This is a genomic window from Streptomyces sp. NPDC005899, assembly GCF_040629645.1.
In the GTDB taxonomy this organism is placed as follows: domain Bacteria; phylum Actinomycetota; class Actinomycetes; order Streptomycetales; family Streptomycetaceae; genus Streptomyces.
This window is the reverse complement of sequence record NZ_JBEXWB010000023.1, coordinates 23,738-42,402: the sequence shown is the minus strand read 5'-3', so window position 1 is coordinate 42,402 and position 18,665 is coordinate 23,738. Positions and strand designations below refer to the sequence as shown.

Annotated in this window: 11 protein-coding genes and 1 pseudogene; 5 read left to right on the top strand and 7 right to left on the bottom strand. The window is 68.1% G+C overall.

Features of this window, described 5'->3' with window-relative positions:
• Nucleotides 1–129: pseudogene (locus tag ABZ371_RS05525) on the top strand (1-acyl-sn-glycerol-3-phosphate acyltransferase); the annotation flags it as partial.
• 54 nt (nt 130–183) lie between these two features.
• Here the strand turns inward: ABZ371_RS05525 and ABZ371_RS05520 are convergent.
• Nucleotides 184–1,512, bottom strand: a complete 1,329-nt coding sequence (locus ABZ371_RS05520) for a MarR family transcriptional regulator (protein ID WP_358673840.1) — start codon at nt 1,510–1,512, stop codon at nt 184–186.
• A 964-nt stretch (nt 1,513–2,476) separates the two neighbouring features.
• On the opposite strand from ABZ371_RS05520, the gene ABZ371_RS05515 reads away from it, so the two are divergent.
• Both ABZ371_RS05515 and ABZ371_RS05510 read left to right on the top strand, forming a co-directional pair.
• Nucleotides 2,477–3,166 carry a glycoside hydrolase family 11 protein gene (locus ABZ371_RS05515; RefSeq protein ID WP_358673837.1) on the top strand — a complete coding sequence of 230 codons (690 nt, stop codon included), beginning with the start codon at nt 2,477–2,479 and terminating at the stop codon, nt 3,164–3,166.
• A 300-nt stretch (nt 3,167–3,466) separates the two neighbouring features.
• Nucleotides 3,467–4,330, top strand: coding sequence for an NAD(P)H-binding protein (locus ABZ371_RS05510; protein ID WP_358673835.1), 864 nt, complete (start codon nt 3,467–3,469; stop codon nt 4,328–4,330).
• A gap of 66 nt (nt 4,331–4,396) precedes the next feature.
• Here the strand turns inward: ABZ371_RS05510 and ABZ371_RS05505 are convergent, their stop codons facing one another.
• A complete protein-coding gene (locus tag ABZ371_RS05505; protein WP_358673833.1) occupies nt 4,397–4,759 on the bottom strand; it encodes a DUF4180 domain-containing protein in 363 nt (120 codons plus the stop codon).
• A gap of 188 nt (nt 4,760–4,947) precedes the next feature.
• A complete protein-coding gene (locus tag ABZ371_RS05500) occupies nt 4,948–5,448 on the bottom strand; it encodes an ATP-binding protein (protein ID WP_358673831.1) in 501 nt (166 codons plus the stop codon).
• 202 nt (nt 5,449–5,650) lie between these two features.
• Here ABZ371_RS05500 and ABZ371_RS05495 point away from each other — a divergent pair, with 202 nt between their 5' ends.
• Nucleotides 5,651–6,502 (top strand): helix-turn-helix transcriptional regulator, encoded by an 852-nt coding sequence (locus tag ABZ371_RS05495; RefSeq protein WP_358673829.1) that lies wholly within the window; start codon nt 5,651–5,653, stop codon nt 6,500–6,502.
• Nucleotides 6,499–6,690, top strand: a complete 192-nt coding sequence (locus ABZ371_RS05490; RefSeq protein WP_358673827.1) for a DUF397 domain-containing protein — start codon at nt 6,499–6,501, stop codon at nt 6,688–6,690. The genes ABZ371_RS05495 and ABZ371_RS05490 overlap by 4 nt, the downstream gene beginning before the upstream one ends.
• Before the next feature lie 129 nt (nt 6,691–6,819).
• Here the strand turns inward: ABZ371_RS05490 and ABZ371_RS05485 are convergent, their stop codons facing one another.
• Genes ABZ371_RS05485 through ABZ371_RS05470 form a run of 4 tightly spaced genes read right to left on the bottom strand, consistent with a single transcriptional unit; the run spans nt 6,820 to nt 18,646 of the window.
• A complete protein-coding gene (locus ABZ371_RS05485; RefSeq protein WP_358673825.1) occupies nt 6,820–8,676 on the bottom strand; it encodes a DUF1998 domain-containing protein in 1,857 nt (618 codons plus the stop codon).
• A gap of 3 nt (nt 8,677–8,679) precedes the next feature.
• Nucleotides 8,680–11,931 carry a helicase-related protein gene (locus tag ABZ371_RS05480; protein ID WP_358673823.1) on the bottom strand — a complete coding sequence of 1,084 codons (3,252 nt, stop codon included), beginning with the start codon at nt 11,929–11,931 and terminating at the stop codon, nt 8,680–8,682.
• Entirely contained in the window at nt 11,928–13,850 is a 1,923-nt protein-coding gene (locus ABZ371_RS05475; RefSeq protein WP_358673821.1) for a UvrD-helicase domain-containing protein, read from the bottom strand. The genes ABZ371_RS05480 and ABZ371_RS05475 overlap by 4 nt, the downstream gene beginning before the upstream one ends.
• The gene (locus tag ABZ371_RS05470; RefSeq protein WP_358673819.1) at nt 13,847–18,646 is read right to left on the bottom strand and encodes a DEAD/DEAH box helicase; all 4,800 of its coding nucleotides are present in this window, start codon (nt 18,644–18,646) and stop codon (nt 13,847–13,849) included. Before ABZ371_RS05470 ends, ABZ371_RS05475 begins: the two co-directional genes overlap by 4 nt.
• Nucleotides 18,647–18,665: the final 19 nt, after the last annotated feature.

Below are 18,665 nucleotides of genomic sequence, written 5' to 3'. Positions count from 1 at the left end.
CACGTGGGCGCGCCGGAGCGGCTGCCGCCGGAGGTCGCGTCGGCGAGCGCGATCGCGCACCGGGCCGTCACCGACGCGTGGCGTGTCGCGGCCCGGCACCTCGGGGAGCCGGTCGCACCGGCCGCGTGACCGCCGGGGCGGGCGGGGCCGGTCCCACGGAACGCGAGGCGCCGGGCCGTCCGGTCAGGGCGCTTTGAGCAGCTCGCGGAGTTCGGCGACGTAGGCGCGGACGTCACGCTCGGCGGGCAGGCCGACCGGCCCTTCCCCTGCGCCGGGGGCCGTGGGCGCGTCCGCTTCCGGGCGGCGGCAGGGGCGGCAGAGGCCGTCGGGGAGCGCCTCGGAGCGGCCGGGCACACCGCACCTGACGCACTCCAGCATCACCCGGTGGACGGGGGCGCCCGCCGCCGGGGGTGACGGCCGCACCGCGGGCACGTGCGGCGGGATCTTGGTGTCCAGGCGGCGGCGGAGGAAACCGACCGGGGAGTCGACCTGCGCGGGGAGTCCGGCGGTGAGGGCCTGGGTGAGGTAATCGGTGCTCACCCCGCGTGCGAGCCACTCCCCGGCCCGCGCCTCCAAGGCCGCGCAGTCGGCGGCGGACAGGGTGAGGCGGGAGTCGGCGCGGCCGAGCATCGCCAGTGCGAGGTAGGCGGGTGAGGGGCCGGCCGTGGCAGGTCCGTGAGCGGGTGCGGGCGGTGTGGGCGGTGCGGGTGCCGAGGCCGGTGCGGGTGCGGCTGCCGATGCCGGTGCCGGTGGGTGGGCCGGGGGGCGGTCGGTGGTGCGCTGCTGGGGGACGGCGGGTGGGGGCGCGGGAGCGGGCGCGGGTGGGGCTGCGGGTACGTGCGTGGTTGCGGGTGCGGGTGGGGCTGCAGGTACGTGCGTGGTTGCGGGTGCGCCTACGGGTGCGTGCGCGGCTGCACCCGTGGTCGGGGGCTCCGGGTGGCGTACGGGGACCGGCTCGTGCGGGGGCCCCGGCTCGGGCACGGGAACCGGTCCGTGCACCGGCTCCGGCTCCGGCCCGTCGGCTCCTGGGACCCCGTGGGCTGCGGACGCTGCCGCTCCAGAGGCCGCCGGAGGGGGCACCGGGGAGGCGGTCGGGGTCGCGGTGGCAGTCCGGCGCACGGTCTCCGCGGCGGCCCACCACTCGTTGTCGCGGGCCGTGCGGGTCCAGAAGGTGCGGGAGACCCAGCGGACCTGGCCGGGCTCACCGACGAGGCAGCGCACCCGACGCAGGTACCCGGCTGCGGCAAGGGCTTTGAGAGCCGATCCGACCGCCTGCTGGCCGTACAGGGGCAGTTGCCTGGCCAGGCTCTTGACGTCCATGGCCGCGCCGTCGGGGAGGTGGTCGATGAACCCGGCGACGTACCGCTCCCGCACGGGAAGCAGCGTGAAGTCATCCGCCCGGCGGGGCACCTGGTCCGGCATGGAGCGCTTGCCGTAACCGGCCTTCGCCATCGGGTACGGGCGGGAGGGTGCGGGCCCGAGCGGGGCGGGGCTAATGTTCCTGGCAGCCACGAGATCGTCCTTGCTTCGGATCTTGAGGTGAGACCCCGGCCCGGTGCTTCTAACACCGCGTCGGGGTCGTTCGGTTCGCGCACCGTAAGCAGTCGCCACGCTCCGCCGCAAGCTGATCACAATTAGTCATACTTGCTGGCCGTGACGGGTGGGGGAGGTGGGGAGGGTTCCCCGAACCCCCTTCTTGTGCCCCCCGGTTGAAAGCATCGCTCGAATCTCGCATCCCGGGTCTCGGTGCCCGAAGCCCGAAGCCCGAAGCTCGGGCGTCGGGCGGAAGCGCCGCGAACCTGACCCCAAAGGGTGGGGTTGCTGTTCTGAGGGTTGACGGCGGGCGAGCGCCGGGACTCGGAACCCGGGCTTCGGCACTCGGAACCTGGGCTTCGGCACTCGGGACCCGGGCTTCGAGGCCCGCAGCGAGTCTCGAGCGGCGAGTCCGAGCCCGGAGTCCCGAACTCCGATTCCCGAGCGGCGAGTCCGAGCCCGGAGTCCCGAACTCCGAGCCCCAATTGCGAGTCCGAGCTGCGAGCTCCGGATGAAGTGGGGTGCTCGGGTCGCCCTCTCCGTCTTCCATGCCGCGCTGCCCGCTGTCGAGCCGACCGGAGTGGTGCGAGCGGTGCTCCATGGCGGACTTCGGCTTCGATCGGCACGAGTTCCGCAATTTTTCGGCTTGAAAGGGCGGTGTCAATGGCACCGAACCCAGTGTTCCGGTTGCTGCTCCTTCGCATCGATGGGTGACACCCACTCTGAACTGCCTTTATATGAGGCAAGGCAGCTCACGCGATGGGCGATCTTTTCGGTTCGGATGTCGAAAGTATTGACAGCCCCATAGGGCTACTCCAGCATCATCGGCAACCGACAGCCAGCCCTACCGACGCCGGCCCGGTGCGGTCCCGCGACCTGACGCGCAGGTCGGCCGGGTCGTACCCCGCTGCCTGGCCTCCGCCGGTTCTCACCAGGAGGAAGCATGCACAAGGACGAAGCCCCCCGCTCGACGAGCCGCAGAAGCTTCATCGGCGGCGCCGGATCCCTGGCGCTGGGTGCCACGGCCGGGCTGCTCCTGCCGGGCACCGCACACGCGGACACGACGATCACCACGAACCAGACCGGCAACAACGGCGGCTTCTACTACTCGTTCTGGACGGACGGTGGCGGCTCGGTCTCCATGACCCTGGGCTCCGGGGGCAACTACCGCACCTCGTGGACCAACTGCGGGAACTTCGTCTGCGGCAAGGGCTGGGCCAACGGCGGTCGCCGGACGGTCCGGTACTCCGGGAGCTTCAACCCGTCCGGGAACGGCTACCTCACCCTCTACGGATGGACCGCGAACCCGCTCGTCGAGTACTACATCGTCGACAACTGGGGCACCTACCGGCCCACGGGCACCTACAAGGGCACCGTCACCAGCGACGGCGGTACGTACGACATCTATCAGACGACGCGGTACAACGCCCCGTCCGTCGAGGGCACGAAGACGTTCAACCAGTACTGGAGCGTGCGGCAGCAGAGGAGGACCGGGGGCACCATCACGACCGGCAACCACTTCGACGCCTGGTCCCGCGCCGGGATGCCGATGGGCAGCTTCAACTACTACATGATGCTCGCCACCGAGGGTTACCAGAGCAGTGGCAACTCCAACATCACCGTGAGCGGTTGAGCGGTGGAACGGCTGAGTGTTCAACGGCTGATCCGCTGATCGACTGATCGGTGATCGGCCGATGAGCTGAACGGTTGTCCGGTCGGCGGGCCGGGCGGCCGGTGGTCACAGGTGATGGCGCGGCGTCCTCGGATGCCGCGCCATCATCCGTCCAGGCGGCTCAGGGGCTACCGAGCCGCCCCTTCGCGCGAGGGCGTACGGCTCCGCCCACCCTCCCCGTAACGCCGCTAACAGAAGAATGATGTCAGTGTTATCGTTGATGGTGCCCACGTGATTCCAGCGGTAACAGGAGGGTGCGACATGATCGTCGTCACCGGTGCAACCGGCCAACTCGGCTCCAAGATCGTCCGGTACCTGCTCGAGCGGGTGCCCGCCGAGGCGGTGGCCGTCAGCGTTCGCGACACGGATCGCGCCGCCGGCCTCGCCGCGCGCGGCGTCCGCGTGCGGCGAGGTGACTTCTCGGACCCGGACACCCTCAAGGACGCGTTCGAAGGCGCCAGGCAGGTACTCGTCGTGTCGGCGAACGACACCGGGGAGGCGGCGGTCGCCCAGCACGCCGCCGCGGTCGACGCCGCCCGTGCCGCGGGGGCCGGGCGCATCCTCTACACCAGCCACCAGGGCGCCCGGGCGGACTCCCTCTTCGCGCCCATGCCCGACCACGCCGCCACGGAGCAGTACCTGAGCGAGGCCCGGACACCGTTCACCGCGCTGCGCAACGGGTTCTACGCGAGCACGGTCCCGCTCCTCCTCGGCCGGGCGCTCGAAACCGGCGAACTCGTCGCACCGGCCGACGGCCCCGTGTCGTGGACCTCCCACGCCGACCTCGCCGAAGCCGCGGCGGTCCTCCTCGCGGACGAAGGCCGCTACGACGGTGCGACCCCGCCGCTGACCGCACCGGACGCGCTGGACCTGGACGACGTCGCCGGCATCCTCACCCGACTCACCGGACGCACCGTCCGCCGCGTGGTCACCGACGACGACGAGTGGGTGGCCGGCCTGATCGAGCACGGTGTCCCCGCGGCCCAGGCGCAGATGCTGATCGGCATGTTCCACGCATCCCGGCGGGGCGAGTTCGCCACCACCGGACCGGCGTTGGAGGAGCTGCTCGGACGTGGTGCCACGCCGCTCAGCGCGGTCCTCGAAGAGGCGCTGACCCTGCGCTGAACCCGTCCAGGTCGGGGGGCCAACCCGTCCATCCGCCAGGAGGCCGGACCGAAACCGGCCGGTGTCCTAACCCTTCAAGCGCGCCTGCATCTCCTCGACGTCGGGGAGGAACCACGTCTGACGCCCGCGGTTGCATTCACGGACGAAGTCCCGGAGTGCCGAACTCCTCGCCGTGTGGGCGGAGATGTCGCCGAGCACCACGAGCCCCATGCGGTAGTTGACGAACTTCTGCACGATGTCGCCGGCGACGCGCGTACGCAGCTCGAAGAAGGCGTCGTCGAGCCGCTCGACGGGGACGACCACCCACTGGGCGCCCTGATAGGAGGCGTTGCCCACGAGGTCGAGGGCATCCTGCTCGCTGCTGATCACCCCACCCTCGGAGGCGCACACCCACACGGACACGTCGCTGATGGTCTGCAAGGTGCTCATGGACGTCGAGGCTATCGCCCCGCACCACGACCGTGATCGGCGGTGCGGAGCCGGCCTCACCGCGCGTGACGTCTGCCCCGCGCACCGGGGACGGGGTGAGTGGAGTGACGAGGCAGGAGCGGATGACGGGATGTGGCCAGGGCGCGGGACGCGCACCGGGGCCCTCCCTGCGGCCGTGGGCGCCGTACTCACCGTGCGGGGTGGCGGCGCGATCCGCTCGGTTCCGCGGCGCGCAGGATCTCGCACGTCCCGGGAGAGGTGGGCACCGAGCACTCCGCCCAGACGGTCTTGCCCGGTCCCACGCGGTCCTGGACACCCCATCGGAGGGCGAGCGCGTCCACGAGGACGAGGCCGTGCCCGTGGTCCTCGGCGGGACCCGGCGCGGCGCGGGCGGGGCGGGCGGGGTGGGTGTCGGACACCTCGACACGAATGACGCCCCGGCCGTCGTCGTGTGTGAGCACCAGGGCGAAGTCCCGGCCGGGCACGCGGCCGTGCAGCACGGCGTTCGCGGCGAGTTCCGCGACGACGACGGTGACCGTGTCGTGGTGGTCCGTACCGCGCGGGTGTCCCCACTCGACGAGTTGGAGGGCCGTGAGCAGGCGGGCGAGACGCGCCCCGCGACGTGTGGCGGAGAAGCGCTGGACGAACACGCCCGCCAGGGCGGCGGTTCGGGTGTGGGGGGCTGACATGCGGCCAGCCTGACGGCGGCGCGGACCGGGCGGCAGGCACGGCACCGATACAGATCGGCTTGTACTGGCTGACGCGCTGGACCGTACGTGTCACAGTACGTGACCATCGACCAGGGTCAGGCGGTGGTGCAGCCCGGACGACGCACGGTACGACAGGGGCGGGCCCCGCGACAGGGCCTGGCACAGGGAAAGGCGGCCGCGGATGGCTACGGACGGGGACAGGAGCGGCGGGCACTGCGGTGAGCCGGAGCTGTCGGACAGCCTCAAGACGTTCGGGGCGGTACTGAAGGCCCTGCGGGACGAAGCCGGCCTGACGCAGGAGCAGTTCGCGCCCCTGGTGCAGTACTCGGCGGCTTACATCGCCAAGATCGAGCAGGGCAAGCGATTCCCGCCGAAGGACCTGCTGGACCGCTCGGAGGACGTACTCGGAGCGACGGCGGCCCGCGTACTGTCGGCGGCGGCCAGGAGCCTGACGCGAAAGGTGGGGCTGGCGTCGTGGTTCATGCAGTGGGCGGGGATCGAGGAGGAAGCGGTCTCGCTCTTCGCATACGAATCAAGTGTGATTCCCGGCCTGCTGCAACCGGAGTCGTATATCCGTGCTCTCTTCGACCGCCGCCTGCCTCCCCTCGCGGAGGAGCAATTCGAGTATCAAGTCACGGCCCGGCTGGAGCGACAGCGTCTCCTGTCGGAACGGCCCAACACGACATTCAGTTTCATCATCGAACAGGCGCTGCTGGAACGTCGCATGGCAGGCGTCGAGGTGACACGGGCCCTCATCGACCACCTACTCGTAGCCGGACGCCTGCGAAACGTCGAGATCCAGGCGATGCCACTGGTCCAGGAGGATCACTCAGGCTTCGAAGGCCCGCTCTCCCTGGCAGAGACGGCGGAGCACCGATGGGTGGGATACGTCGAAGCGCACGACAGCAGCATGCTGATCAGCGACCCGAAAGCCGCGAGCGCGATGCTTCAGCGCTATGGCAAGATGCGCTCGCAGGCTCTGAGTCATCAAGCCACCGCGAGTCTGCTGGAGCAGATGCGAGGAGCGCTATGAGCACTACCGAACCAGCTTGGTTCAAGAGCAGCTACAGCGGTGGCGGCGGTGGCAACTGCGTCGAGGTCGCCGTTTGTCACGAGGCCGTACTGGTCCGCGACTCCAAGAACACTCAGAGACACGCGCTGACGGTTTCCCCCTGCGCCTGGGCGGCTTTTACGGCGTTGGCGGCGGATGCGCCCGTCTGAACAGACGGGCAGCGATCCGGTCACGACCCCGTCGGTGACGCCGGGTGCGGGACGGGGCCCCGGAAGTCAGTAGGCCGCGCGACCCGATCCGACGGTCGGTGTGTGCACCCGACCGTCGACCGTTGGGCGTCACAGCCTGAAGAATCCCGGTATTCCACCGTCCGGTGTTCCGATCAGAGCTGCGCGGTCAAGCAGGATGTTGTTGTTCTCGCAACTCGTCTCGGGGAGCAGCAGGCAGGCATGGCAGGCAGCCAAGTTCAGGCTGTCCGCTCCGCTCGCCCCTGCCTCCATGCACAGGGGGTCGTTCGAGCACCAACTCGCTCTCTGCAGGGCGGACCGGAGGGATGCTTCCAAGCGGTCAGGTTCGCCCTGGGCTACGACGCCTCCGAGACTGCCGGCGGAGTCGCTGGTAGCGGTGTAGATGAGCACCCCCGCCATGTCCTTCTCGCCGTAGATCCGCTCGCGGAGGGAAGCGGCCGGGTAACCGCCGTCGAGGCTCCATTCGTTGATCAGGATGTGGGCGAGGGCGTGGAGAAGGAGGAAGCGAGGCGTCGCCGGCGAAGGCGGCAGCGGTTTTCCCGAATCACCTGCGCGGGCGGACAACAACCTCTCGTGATTCGCGCGGATCAGTTCGGCCCGAGCGATCTGATGCCGTTCCTGTTCCCATGCATTGAGCCGCTCCGGGTCGAGACGGACGAAGACACCCTCACCGCTCACCTCGAAGGCCGGCAGCCAACTCGGCTCGGCGAGTGAGATCGCGGCCTCGCGCAGGGGGGAGTCCGCGGCACTGGGCTCCTCCACCCGCCGGAACGATTGCAGCACCCGCACTTCCCGCAGTCGCTTGACCAGCATGACCTGAGTCAGCCCCCAGGGGGATCGCAGCGCGTCGATCGGGGCGGCGGGCGGCTCGCACACGAAATCCTGTTCCACCTCGGCGTCCTCGACGTGGGGCTTGCACAGGCTTCGGTATTCACCCTCGTAGATCTCCCGCCGGTAATTGCGGGGTGGCTCAATGCTGGTGGCCTCGGCGGCCGGTTCGGCCGTCGACACCTCGGCCGCACGTCTACGTTCCACCTCGGCCACCACATCGGCCGCGGTGTAGTTCGGATGATGCCGGAGAAGCTTCTGCATGCGCACGAACGTCTCGATGGCGGCGGAGCTCTCGTTCCGGAAGACGTCGTAGTACGGCGCGACCAGCTTGGCGATGCCCTGGCTCCACGGAGGTATGGACAACGCCGAGTACATGACCGGGAACCACACCGAGGACGAACCACGCTGAAGGGTGCGCGGCGGCTCCTGGCAGTCCTCGGCGGGCGCGTCCTTGAGCCACGGGCGGCGACCACCGCACCGAATACCCAGTTCCCGCAGGGCCTGCCGTCGGAACGAACCTTCGAGGGAGACCTCCTGAACCCCGCAGCTGCAACCGATCAACACGGAACGCAGCGATGCGGTGGAGCCATCGGCCCGGAAGGTCAGTCGACCGCCGCAGGATCCGGCTTCCGTCCGGCTACCCCGGTGAACCCACTTCCAGTACGGGAAGTCCTCCAGATGACCGCGCTCGCACGCGATGACGAAGCGGGACGGGACCAGCCTCTCCTGACAGGTCGAGCACTCGGCGCGTCCGGCCGGCGAGTTGAACTTCCGGAAGTACTGGAGCTGGTGGCACTGAGGACAGGAGTACATCTCCGGGAAGCGCACGGCCCTCACTCCGTCCCGAGCTCGCCCGGGTTCAGGGGCCGGTGGCATCCGGAAGGTGGACACACCGAGTTGTCTGGCCAGTCGGGGCTCCGAGATGGAGGGAGCGTCGGACACATCCCACGAGTCGATACCGCGGATGAGGAAGGACTCGTTCTCCACCGCGATCATGGCGCCAACGCCGTAGGTCGTGATGAGCTGGGCGCGGCGGATCTCCCCGAGCTTTCGGACGGTACGTGCCGGAGTCGACGGCAGACCGCGGCGGCGGGTGCGGGGCGGGACTGGACCCATGGGTCAGCGCTCCTCGAAGAAGGTGGACGAGGCGTCTACGTCGCGCAGACTCCAGAGTGTCTTCCACGGCGACGCGTCGGTCGACTCGTCGTCGTAATTGGCCAACAGTGCGGGGCCGCGAGAACCACGTGAGGCTTCGTACACGAGGTTCGGACGTTCGCGCGCCTCCTGTTGCCACCAGACGACGAACTCTTCGAAGGCCGCGGTGGTCGCCCGGAATTCGGCGGGCTCGACCTGCGCCACGCGGTCGAGCAGCGCCTTACCGACCTTCTCGCGCAGGTCGGTGACGAAGTCATCGACCAGGGCTGCTGACTCGTTGGCCCGTGCGGCAGGCAGCATCAACCGGGCCAGGGCCACCACGACGGCATGCAGTCCTCGATCGCGAGCGCGAGCAGAGAACGGAGTCACGCTGGTGGACTCCACCTCGCGGTACAGGGCTGAGTGGAAGTTCTGGAAGTCCTCGTAGTGGGACCGGTCCCGTGAGCGAGCGGAGTTCAGCATGATCGCAACGAGGCCGGGGTGTTGCCGGCCGACGCGGCTCGTCGCCTGGATGTATTCGGCGGTGGTCTGGGGCTGCCCCATCACCGCCATCAGACCCAGTCGGTCCACATCGACACCCACGGAGATCATGTTGGTCGCGAGCAACACGTCCAGCACGTCCGGCATCGGGAGTTGCCGCTCCACCTGCTTGAGCCGACGTGAGATGTCACTCGAATCCGCCCGGCTGCTCAACTCGGTGAGCGCGTCCGCGCGGCGCACCTTGACCCCGTCCCGTAGGGCCAGGTGGCCCAGTCGCTCCTGCACATCGTCCAGGACCTGAAGTTCCGCAGCGGAGAGCAGTCGCAGACTGTTGAAGTAGCCGACCAGAGTCCAGTAGGCGTCCTTCACCTCGGGCGCGGCGTCGTAGGTGTGTGCTCGATGGAGCAGAACCGCGTACACCCTGATCAACAAGGTTGCCTGACTGGTGCTGGACGTGAGCAGTCCGACGTAGCGGCGGGCCGCTTTGCGCTCACGCGGCGTTTCGACGGAGAACCAGGAATCCCGGGCGTCCAGGCCGCCGGGAGGGAACTGCTCCACCGAGCGGGCGAACAGGTGAGCGCCCTGCTCATCGGCGCGTCGGATGGTCGCGGTGGACGCAATGACCTTCGGACGGCAGGCCAGAGTGTCCACAGCTGTCTCGTACAGCCCGGTCAACGTGCCGAGAGGACCTGAGATCAGGTGGAGTTCGTCCTGGACGATGAGCTCGGGAGGTCGGACTCCGTCCACGTCCCGATTGAACAGGGCGGCCGACGCGGGCCGCCACGGCATCGAGGCGAACTTGTCGACCGTCGCGATGACCAAGGTCGGACGGTGGGCGTACACGGCTTCGTCGATGAGATGTACGGGCAAGCCACTGTGGAAGTCACAGTCTCCGGACGGGCATCGGACCGTCATGCGCACCGCGTCGTCGTCGACCGCATAGTCCCGAGGTCGCAGCGGCTCGCCGCACCAAGGGCAGTTCCGCAGCTGGACCGGATTCTCGGTCTGGAGCTGCAAGCTCTCGTTACGTACAAGATCGGCCAGCCGGCCGTTGGCGACTGCGAGGGTGTTGGGTGTGGCCGAACGCCCCACCCACATGCCGATGGAGATCTCCTCCCCACCGAGGGCCGTCGGGTCGGCGCGCCGCTGCTTCTCCATGGCGCAGATCAGCGCCGTGGCGCGCTCGAACTGTTGGAGGGTGAGCAGCCGGAGGGTGTACCGCATGAGTACGGTCACGCCGGCCCCCTTCTCACCGTCCCGCAGGCGCCTCAGGAAAGTGGTGAAAGCGATCAGTCCGAGGTATGCCTCCGTCTTGCCACCGCCGGTAGGGAACCACAGGAGGTCGGACACCTCACGGTCGTCGTGGCTCGGGGTGACGATTCCGGCCAGACACAGCAGCATGAAGGAGATCTGGAAGGGGCGCCAGCGTCCGGCCCGGTCGTCCGGCTCACCTGACCTTCCTCTCCTGATCCACACGGTGCGCGCCCGTTGTTCGGCCATGGCCAGGTTCGCCAGCCGGAACGCACGCAGAACCTCCGGCCGTTCTGCGTCCTCCAGAAGGGCGACGCCCTCACGCATCCGACCCAGGGCTCGGCGACAGAGCCGGACCTGATCAGCCGCGGCCCGGCCGTGCTCCGTGCCGCGCAAGAGGCGTGCTTGGTCTTCCTGTCCTTCGATCCACAGTTCGTATCCGGTCAGCAGATCACGGAGGGCGGACACCACTTCGTCGGTCGGGTCGGTACCGAGCCGGTGCATGGCCAGAGCACCGTCGTCGATCCCGGGGTTCGAGTCGGTCAGCAATACCTCGTGGGAGGGGATGAACTCGGTGCGGAGAGCGGTGACGGCCGGACGGTCGACCGAGGCGGATCCCACCGGAGGAGGCGTCCAGTCCCACTGGGCCGCGCAGCCATGCCCTATGGCGAAGCTCGGTACGTGTCGGTAGAGGAGCCGGCTCAGTGCTTGTTCCGGGTCGATCGCCCGCGAGGTTGCCGGTCGTACCACGAACACCGGAGCCCTGCCGTCCTCGGCGGTGACAACCAGTTCCGGTTGGTAGAAGCAGTGCGCGTCCCGGAGGTCGTACTGTCCGACCTCCAGGTCGTTGACGACCGTGGCCGTCACCGTCACGGTCCCGTCCACCTCCGACCGCGGGCGGACCAGGACGCGCAACTGCAGGCCCGGATGCAGCACGACGGGATGCAACATGCCCGAGCGGGTGACGTCCACGTCGACCGGGTCGATCCGCAGGGCTGAACGCCGCCAGTGCTCCCGCTGCGCTTTCGTGCTGCGTGCCTCCGTCCGCTTCGCCGACACCGGCTTGCCCTCGGCGTCCTCGGGAGTGTAGACAGCGGCGCTCACGGACAGACGAATCCGTGCGGACACACTCGGATCCACGGCGAACGTCAGACCGACGGACGACGGCATTCGGACATTCGCCAACGAGACGCCAAGGTCGCCAGGCCCTTCCTCGGCGTCCTGACGGGCTCCGAGGGCGACGGTGTCCAGGCCGTCACGCTCGGACTCCAGCTCGCCCTCCTCCGTCGGACGGCCCGGGGACGGGCTGTCGGTCCCGCTCGGGCGCGAGCGAGGGAAGAGCACACCGACCGGGTACATGGTGATCGGCGCGTCGTCGGTGAGCACCTCGTCCGGGCCTCCGACCGGACCGAGCAGGTCTTGGCGTAGGGAACCCAGAAGCGCGTCGCGTACCTCGTAATGTGCCTGGTGAGTCGACCCGCTCATCCTTCGTTTCCTTCCTCTGCTGCCGCGTACGGGTCCCAGTGGAAGCGCCCCAGACCGCAAAGCCGGGGTGCGAGCCAGGCACCGTGCGCGCCGAGCCCAGCGGCTTCGGTGGCGGAGGGACTGCCCGCGACACTTTCCACACAGTCGACCCTGAGGCCGGTGATCAACGGTGGCCATCGTTCGACCAGGGAGTGCGCGTTGCGGCGCAGCAGCCGGTGCAGATCGGAGCGGAAGCGTTCCGACACCACCGCGATCCGTCGCCCGCCGACCACCACCGCATACGGGGGCGACTGATCTGCGGCGACGGGGATGCCGTGCAACAGGACGAGTTCCGCCTCGGCCCCCGCGCCGACCTCCGTGAGGAGGTACTGCCGGACATCGGTGGCGTCCTGTCGGATCTCCTCCGTGCCCGGAGGCTGCTCATGGGAGACGTCCGAGCCGATCAGCTCGATGCCGTTGCGCGCCCAGTTGCTGCGACCGCCCAGGTACCAGCGGTCGATCCTTTTGTCCTTGCGCACGAGCCACGAGTTGGGTGCGTCCAAAACATACAGATCATCCCGTGCACGGGTCATGGCCACGTAGAGGAGTCGGGCTTCAGCCGCCGGATCGTAGTCGTACTTCTTCTTCCGGACCTGAGTCGGCTCCTTCAACACACCGGGTTCCACGATCAGGACCCGGTCGAACTCCAGACCTTTGGCTCGGTGCACGGTGGAGATCACGAGCGAGGAAGGCTGCGACGCCGTGAGCTCGTCGGGCAGTCTGCCCTCGGCGAGTGCTCGATGGAGGGCGACGACGTCGAGGGTGCCACGGCCGCTGCCCCGGGCCACCTTGCGCAGGGACCGCCACAACGCTTCCGGTGTCGCGCCGGCCGGCCCCCGCACATCGGTGAGCAGTTCGTCGAAGCGCTCTCTACCGAGCGTGGTCGCCTCGGTCGACGCGAGCAGTTGGCTGATCCAGACGGGCGCCGATCGCTCCCGCGCCGAGTGTTGCAGTGTGTGCGGGACCTCGGCCTCGGCCAGCACGCCGGACAACGTCAACGCCTGACCGTTGTCGCGGCACAGGATGGTGGTCGTGTCCGGGTATTCCCGCAGCGCCGCCTGTACGTACTCGTCCGTGAGGTCGCCGAAATTCGGTGCGGACAGCAACAGCGCGCGCAGGTCACCATGGATGCGCTCCGCCACATCAGCCGCCCCGTCCTTGTCACGGGGCAACCGCTGCAACTGGGAACCGTAGGGAAGCGCCATCCGCGCGGCGTCGCTGCGCGCCCGGAAGTTGTCCCCCAGGTGGAGCTCCACAAGATCCTCACCGAAGGTGGCACGCACCCAGTCCATGAAGCGGTCGATCTCTGCGGCACGCTGGTCGGGGTCGGAGACCTGGAACCCGTATACGGACTGGGCCGAGTCACCCACGACGGTGAAACCGCTGTTCTCCTGGAACCGGTCGAGGAGGGCCTCGACCATTTCCCTACGGACGCCGACCAGATCCTGCACCTCGTCGATGACCACATGCGCGGGTGTATACGCGCCGGCTTCGACCGCCCCCTTGTCGATGGCCTCGGTGGCCGCTTCGATGCGCTTGTCGAAGCTGTACGTGCCCCAGGCCACATCCGGGTACGCCCGATTCAGTAGGGCCGCGGCCCAGGAGTCGAAGGTCTGCACGCGAATACGTTGGGCGGCGACGGCGTGCCGCTCGATGCGCTCGGTGAGCTCGCGTACGGCGGCCCTGGAGAAACTGAGCACCAGGATCTCCCCGGCCTCCAGTTCCTCGCGGTCCACCAACACGTCGAGCCTGCGCACGAGGGTGTGCGTCTTGCCGGCCCCGGCTCCGGCGGTGACCAGTACCCGTGCGTCCCAGGGCTGGTCGACCACGGCTTGCTGTGCAACGGTGAGCCGGTGTTCGGTGAGAGGGGTGATGGTCACTGGTTCCCGTCCCACAGATACTCGAATTCGGTGAAGGCGAGGTTCTCGCCGTAGTTGGTGATGTTGTCCCGCACGTTCAGGATCAGGCAGCTCTCCTTACCACCGTTCTTCGGACCACGAAGCCCACGTCCGATCATCTGCTGATAGATGTTCGGGCTGTAGGTCGGGCGGGCGACGACCACGGCCCGGGTGGCAGGCGCGTCGAATCCCTGCGTGAGCACCCCGTAGTTCGTCAGGACCTGGATCTTGCCCTTGCGGAAGTCGTCGATCTGCTTCCGGCGTTCGTTGGTGGGCGTGGTCGAGTCGATCGCAGCCGCCTTGATCTCCCGGTCACCGAGCTTGGCGGCGAGCAGCTTGGCGTGTGCCACGGACGTGGCGAACACCAGCACCGGCCAGTCCGACGGCATGGCGGCGATCTCGTCGACGATGCGTTGGCTGCGTCCGTGGTCCTCGGCAAGCCGTTGCTCGGCCCCCTTCGGCAGGGTGGCGAACTTCTCGGACTGTGCACGCTCGTCGGCCGTCAGGGCTATGGCCGCACCCGGCAGCTCCCGGTGCTTCACCTGGGCAAGGACACCGATCTGCTGCAGCTCGTTGATGGCGACGGCCAGGTCGCCGTCGAACACGCCGGTGTCGAGGCGGTTGCCGAACCGCTGCACCAGGAGACGGGTCAGGTCCGTGTTGTTCTTGTACGGAGTCGCGGTGAGTCCGATCAGGTGCCGACCGGTACGACGGTGTGTGAGGTCGAGCTGTTCGAGGAGACCGGTGTAACGCTTGGACATCGCGGTGTGCGCCTCGTCGATGATGACGAGCGAGGCGGTCTCCCGCAGCCAGGCGTAGTCCTCCTCCGCCATGCAGCGATCCAGCTTGGCATCGGTTGCGACGACCAGGTGCGGGCGACCGTCCACCGGAGTGGCTTCGTTGGAGGACCACAGCCGGCTGATGACCAGAGGCTGTTCGGGGCCGACCTTCGACCAGACGAACTTCCAACTCTGCACGGCCTGCTCGCACAACTCCTCGGTCTGGGCGATCCACAGGATCGGTCCGGGCAGGTCCACCCGATCACGGATCCACCGGATCACGCCCTCCGCGGTGACACGCGTCTTACCGGCCCCGGTCGGCAAACTGAGCATGCCGCGCTGGGGCATCGGATTCTTCAGGAGGTTCAGCAGCGCCTGCGCCAGTTCTTCCTGGTACGGGTGCAAGGAGGGAAACTCGGAGGGCCCGTCAACCTCCAAACGGGGGTCCAACGAGGGCACCTGGGCGCCGGCGAAAGAGTCCGGAAACCCTAGGTCGGTAACGAAGCGCAGTGCCTTCGAACTCCCGCTGAAGGACGTAGGGGCACGGGTGGGGAAGTCCAGCGCGAGGTCCCGGGAATGCACCCGGAGGATCGCCTCGCCGTGTGCGTTGAAGGCCATCTCCGCGATGCGTCGTGAGCTCGGTTCCGCGCCCTGCTCATGGATCTCGCTCTCCATGAGGCCGGAGGGAAGCTCACCGCGCAGCGCCTCCTCACCGATCAGCAGATCGATCTTGTCGATGATGCTCTCGGCCTCCCGCACGGCCCTCAGCCGAGCCTGAAGGGTCTGGTCGTGTTCCTGCTTCTCCTGGAGTGCCAGGGCCTGGCTGCAACCCGCCGTGCCGAAGCCCCACTTGAACTCCTTGTCGGCGGCCTGCAGGACCTGCAGACGGTCCAGGGAATCCAGGACGAGGAGGGTCTGGCCCTTCTTCGCGAAGGGGAGCGGCTTGCGGTCGCTGCCCCTGGGAGTGCGGATCACCTGCGTGATCTCGGAGCAGCGCTGGATCTTGTGACTGCTACCTGCCTGGCCCAGGCGAGCCTTGACCGTCGGGAACTCTTCGAAGAGGGACGAAGCCCGCCCGGTCTTGACGAGCTCGATCTCCCTGCTGATGACGTCCGAGACCTTGAGCATGCCCCAGTCCTCGATCATCGACTTCGCGGCATCGGCGTCCGTCCTGTCGGCGACCAGGAGCGCGGGGAGTCGTTCTCTGACGAGTTCCTTGAACTCCACCGGGTTGGTCGCGACAGCGATTTCGCTGTCCGGACGACCCTCCCATGAGGTGCCCACGCGGCAGCGGGTGGGCACACCTTCGGGGAACTCGAAGCCGACGCGGAGCAACTGGGCGTACGCACGTCCGATGAACGCGTCGTCCTCGCTCACGAGCAGAAGGTCCAGGAGCTTGTTCCAACGCCGGAGCGGCACTTCGTCGGCGGTGGTGGGCATGCCGAGCCTTCGGGCCGTCTCCTCCGGGATCTCTGCGACGGGGAGCACGGAACGAAACGACTTGAGCTGAGGGCCGACGGCCTCGGGCACACGGGTCAGGCCCATGGAGGTCTTGACGAGTCCGTGCTTGTTGATCACCCAGCGCAGTGGGGACACGACGGCCTTGCGCGTATTGGCGGTGGACCCGTACTGCATCTGCCAGTGCTGTGATATGTCCGACGCGGGCAGAGCTGACACGAAGGCGGCGCGACCCTCCTCGGACAGAACGGGCAACAGATGCAGGGGGCCCAACGTCGCGGCACCCTCGACCGTGAGCCGGGAGATGCTGGGACGCGGGGCAGTGCTCGCCAAGGCGCGCAGGTGCCGGTCATGAACGGCCTGCCGGTAGTCCTGGAACCAGGCTTCGTCGTGGGGTCGGTATCCGCCCGTGGGGCGGTCGAACAACCCGAGGTCACGGAAGACAGACCTGTCGCTCTCGTGGAACGTCAGATCGACCGCGACAGCCTTGTCGCGACTTCCGTCTGCGGGCACCACGGGGCCGGGCAGGAGACAGTCGCGCATCGGTCGATATCGCCCGTCCATGGTGCGGACGCGCAACGTCTCCAGCGGCTTCGGCACTTTGGAGCGGATCCGGTCCACCTGCATGCTGCCACCGGCGCTCCGCAGGAGAACCCAGAAGTTCGACCATGCGTTGGCGTCGTAGTTGTCGAACCCCTGGTCGAGGACACCCTCGAACCGTCCCTGCGCATCGGCGACCCTGATACCGATGTTGTGCAGGTGCCGCGCCATCTCGGGACGTCCGGAGATCGATGGATGGACGTAGACCATGTCGTCACGAAGCGTGTCGGCCGAGGTTCGGTGGAAGATCTCACCCGCCACAGGTGCGACCATCCCGTGCTCCTCGGTGAGCACGATCCTGGCCTTGCGGGCTTCGGCCGTGAGGTCGGAGTCACCGCGTAGACGCCCGGCCTGGTCCTTGAGGACCATGAGGGAGAGGATCTCGATGGCGTGGGAGGACGCCTCTGCGGAGCCGTCGGAGACCAGGGCCTCGAGCCAGTCCTTGGCATTCTCGGGCGTCTTTCCCGCAGCATCCAGAATCTGCTTCATCTTGCCGCGGCGGAGGGCGTTGTCGGAGGCGTCGACGGACGGGTGCACCCAATTGGTGGGGCGGCCGCTGTACTCCGACCAGATCTGTACCCATTCCTTTTCCAGACCGGAAGGTGTGATGAGCAGATCGCGAGGAACCTGGAGCTTGCCGTCCTGGTCAGGCAGCGAGGGGCGTTCGGCAGCGATCTCCCACACCCGTCGGAGAAAATAGTCGTCGGCCCAGTTGAGCTTCTCCTTGCTGCGGCCGGGCAGCAGCGGAAGAAAGGCGGCGGGGTCTTCGGCGGGTACGAGCTCGGGCAGCGTGTCGATCACCAACCGGGCTGCCACCTGCAGCAGCTCCCGGTTGAACGGGCTGCCGTCGAGAAGGTGCTGGCGGTCCTCGTTCGTCTTCCACGGAGCGTTCAGGATGCCGGTCAGGGAGACCTCGTACTTGGTCGGGAAGAACGCCCAGAATGAACCCCTGCCGACAGGTGTGGTGTACAGCCCGCCGCGGACGGTGTACTCGGGCACCGCCCAGGAAATTTCGAGTTCCGGCCGGCCGTGCAGTTCACCCGCGCTCTCCGCGGCCTCGCCGGCGGGGGAGTAGGTGGCCGAGAACACTTTCCACTGCTCGATCGTCTGCTTCGCGCCGCGTGCGACCTCTTTGAGGATGCGGTGGCTGCCCTCGCGCTCGATGGAGATCTCCCTGCGCGCGGGCGGCATGGAGCGCTCGTCATGCAGAAGGACCTGGCCGACATGGGAGGAGAACAACTGGAAGTGGGCGGGGAAGGCGTCCGTCATCCGCCCGTCGCGACTCCTGTGACCGCTGATGTCGCGCCCGAGGCGCTCGGCGGCACCTGCCTTCAGGGGAAGACGGACCACCGTGGTCGCCCAACGCAGGAGTTTGTCCAACACATTGTCGTCAGTCCGCTCCTGCTCGACGTCGAGAGGGCGTGCCATACGCAGCACCGGGGTGTCCATGCCGATGTCACCCTGCCTGCCGAGTGCCCGGGCGATCTCGGCGGCGGACCAGTCCCGGTCGAAACCGAACCCGAAGCCGCCTCCGTCGCTGAAGAACTGGGGTGAGTCACATACGGAGAGCACGGACTTGACGCCGACTCCGAAGCGACCGATCTGGCCACCGCGCTTCCGGGAGACACTCATGCGCAGAATCGTCTCGGCTCCCTCCGGTGTGACCGGGGTGCCTTCGTTCGCGCAATAGAGGTGATCATCCGTGAGGACGACGTGCAGCTTGCCGCCAGGCTTCGCCGCGATCTCGTCCGCCGCGTTCTGGACGAGTTCGAGCAACTGGCGTTCCCCGTAGCCGCCCTGGGTGATGCGACGTTCGCCGTTGGCGTGCTCCTGCACCAGTCCCGGGTCGACCTGATAGGTCCTCAGGACGGTGGCTGACTGCCGGATCACGGTGTCGATCACGGGCGGGAGCGAAGGGTCGGCGAACTGCCGGTCGGTCATGAGGCACCTGTCTCGAATG

Bases quoted from the DNA above. Each gene is read 5' to 3' on its own strand.
- ABZ371_RS05515 (WP_358673837.1), top strand. From the start codon at position 2,477: ATGCACAAGGACGAAGCCCCCCGCTCGACGAGCCGCAGAAGCTTCATC.
- ABZ371_RS05510 (WP_358673835.1), top strand. From the start codon at position 3,467: ATGATCGTCGTCACCGGTGCAACCGGCCAACTCGGCTCCAAGATCGTC.
- ABZ371_RS05505 (WP_358673833.1), bottom strand. From the start codon at position 4,759: ATGAGCACCTTGCAGACCATCAGCGACGTGTCCGTGTGGGTGTGCGCC.
- ABZ371_RS05500 (WP_358673831.1), bottom strand. From the start codon at position 5,448: ATGTCAGCCCCCCACACCCGAACCGCCGCCCTGGCGGGCGTGTTCGTC.
- ABZ371_RS05495 (WP_358673829.1), top strand. From the start codon at position 5,651: ATGGCTACGGACGGGGACAGGAGCGGCGGGCACTGCGGTGAGCCGGAG.
- ABZ371_RS05490 (WP_358673827.1), top strand. From the start codon at position 6,499: ATGAGCACTACCGAACCAGCTTGGTTCAAGAGCAGCTACAGCGGTGGC.
- ABZ371_RS05485 (WP_358673825.1), bottom strand. From the start codon at position 8,676: ATGGGTCCAGTCCCGCCCCGCACCCGCCGCCGCGGTCTGCCGTCGACT.
- ABZ371_RS05480 (WP_358673823.1), bottom strand. From the start codon at position 11,931: ATGAGCGGGTCGACTCACCAGGCACATTACGAGGTACGCGACGCGCTT.
- ABZ371_RS05470 (WP_358673819.1), bottom strand. From the start codon at position 18,646: ATGACCGACCGGCAGTTCGCCGACCCTTCGCTCCCGCCCGTGATCGAC.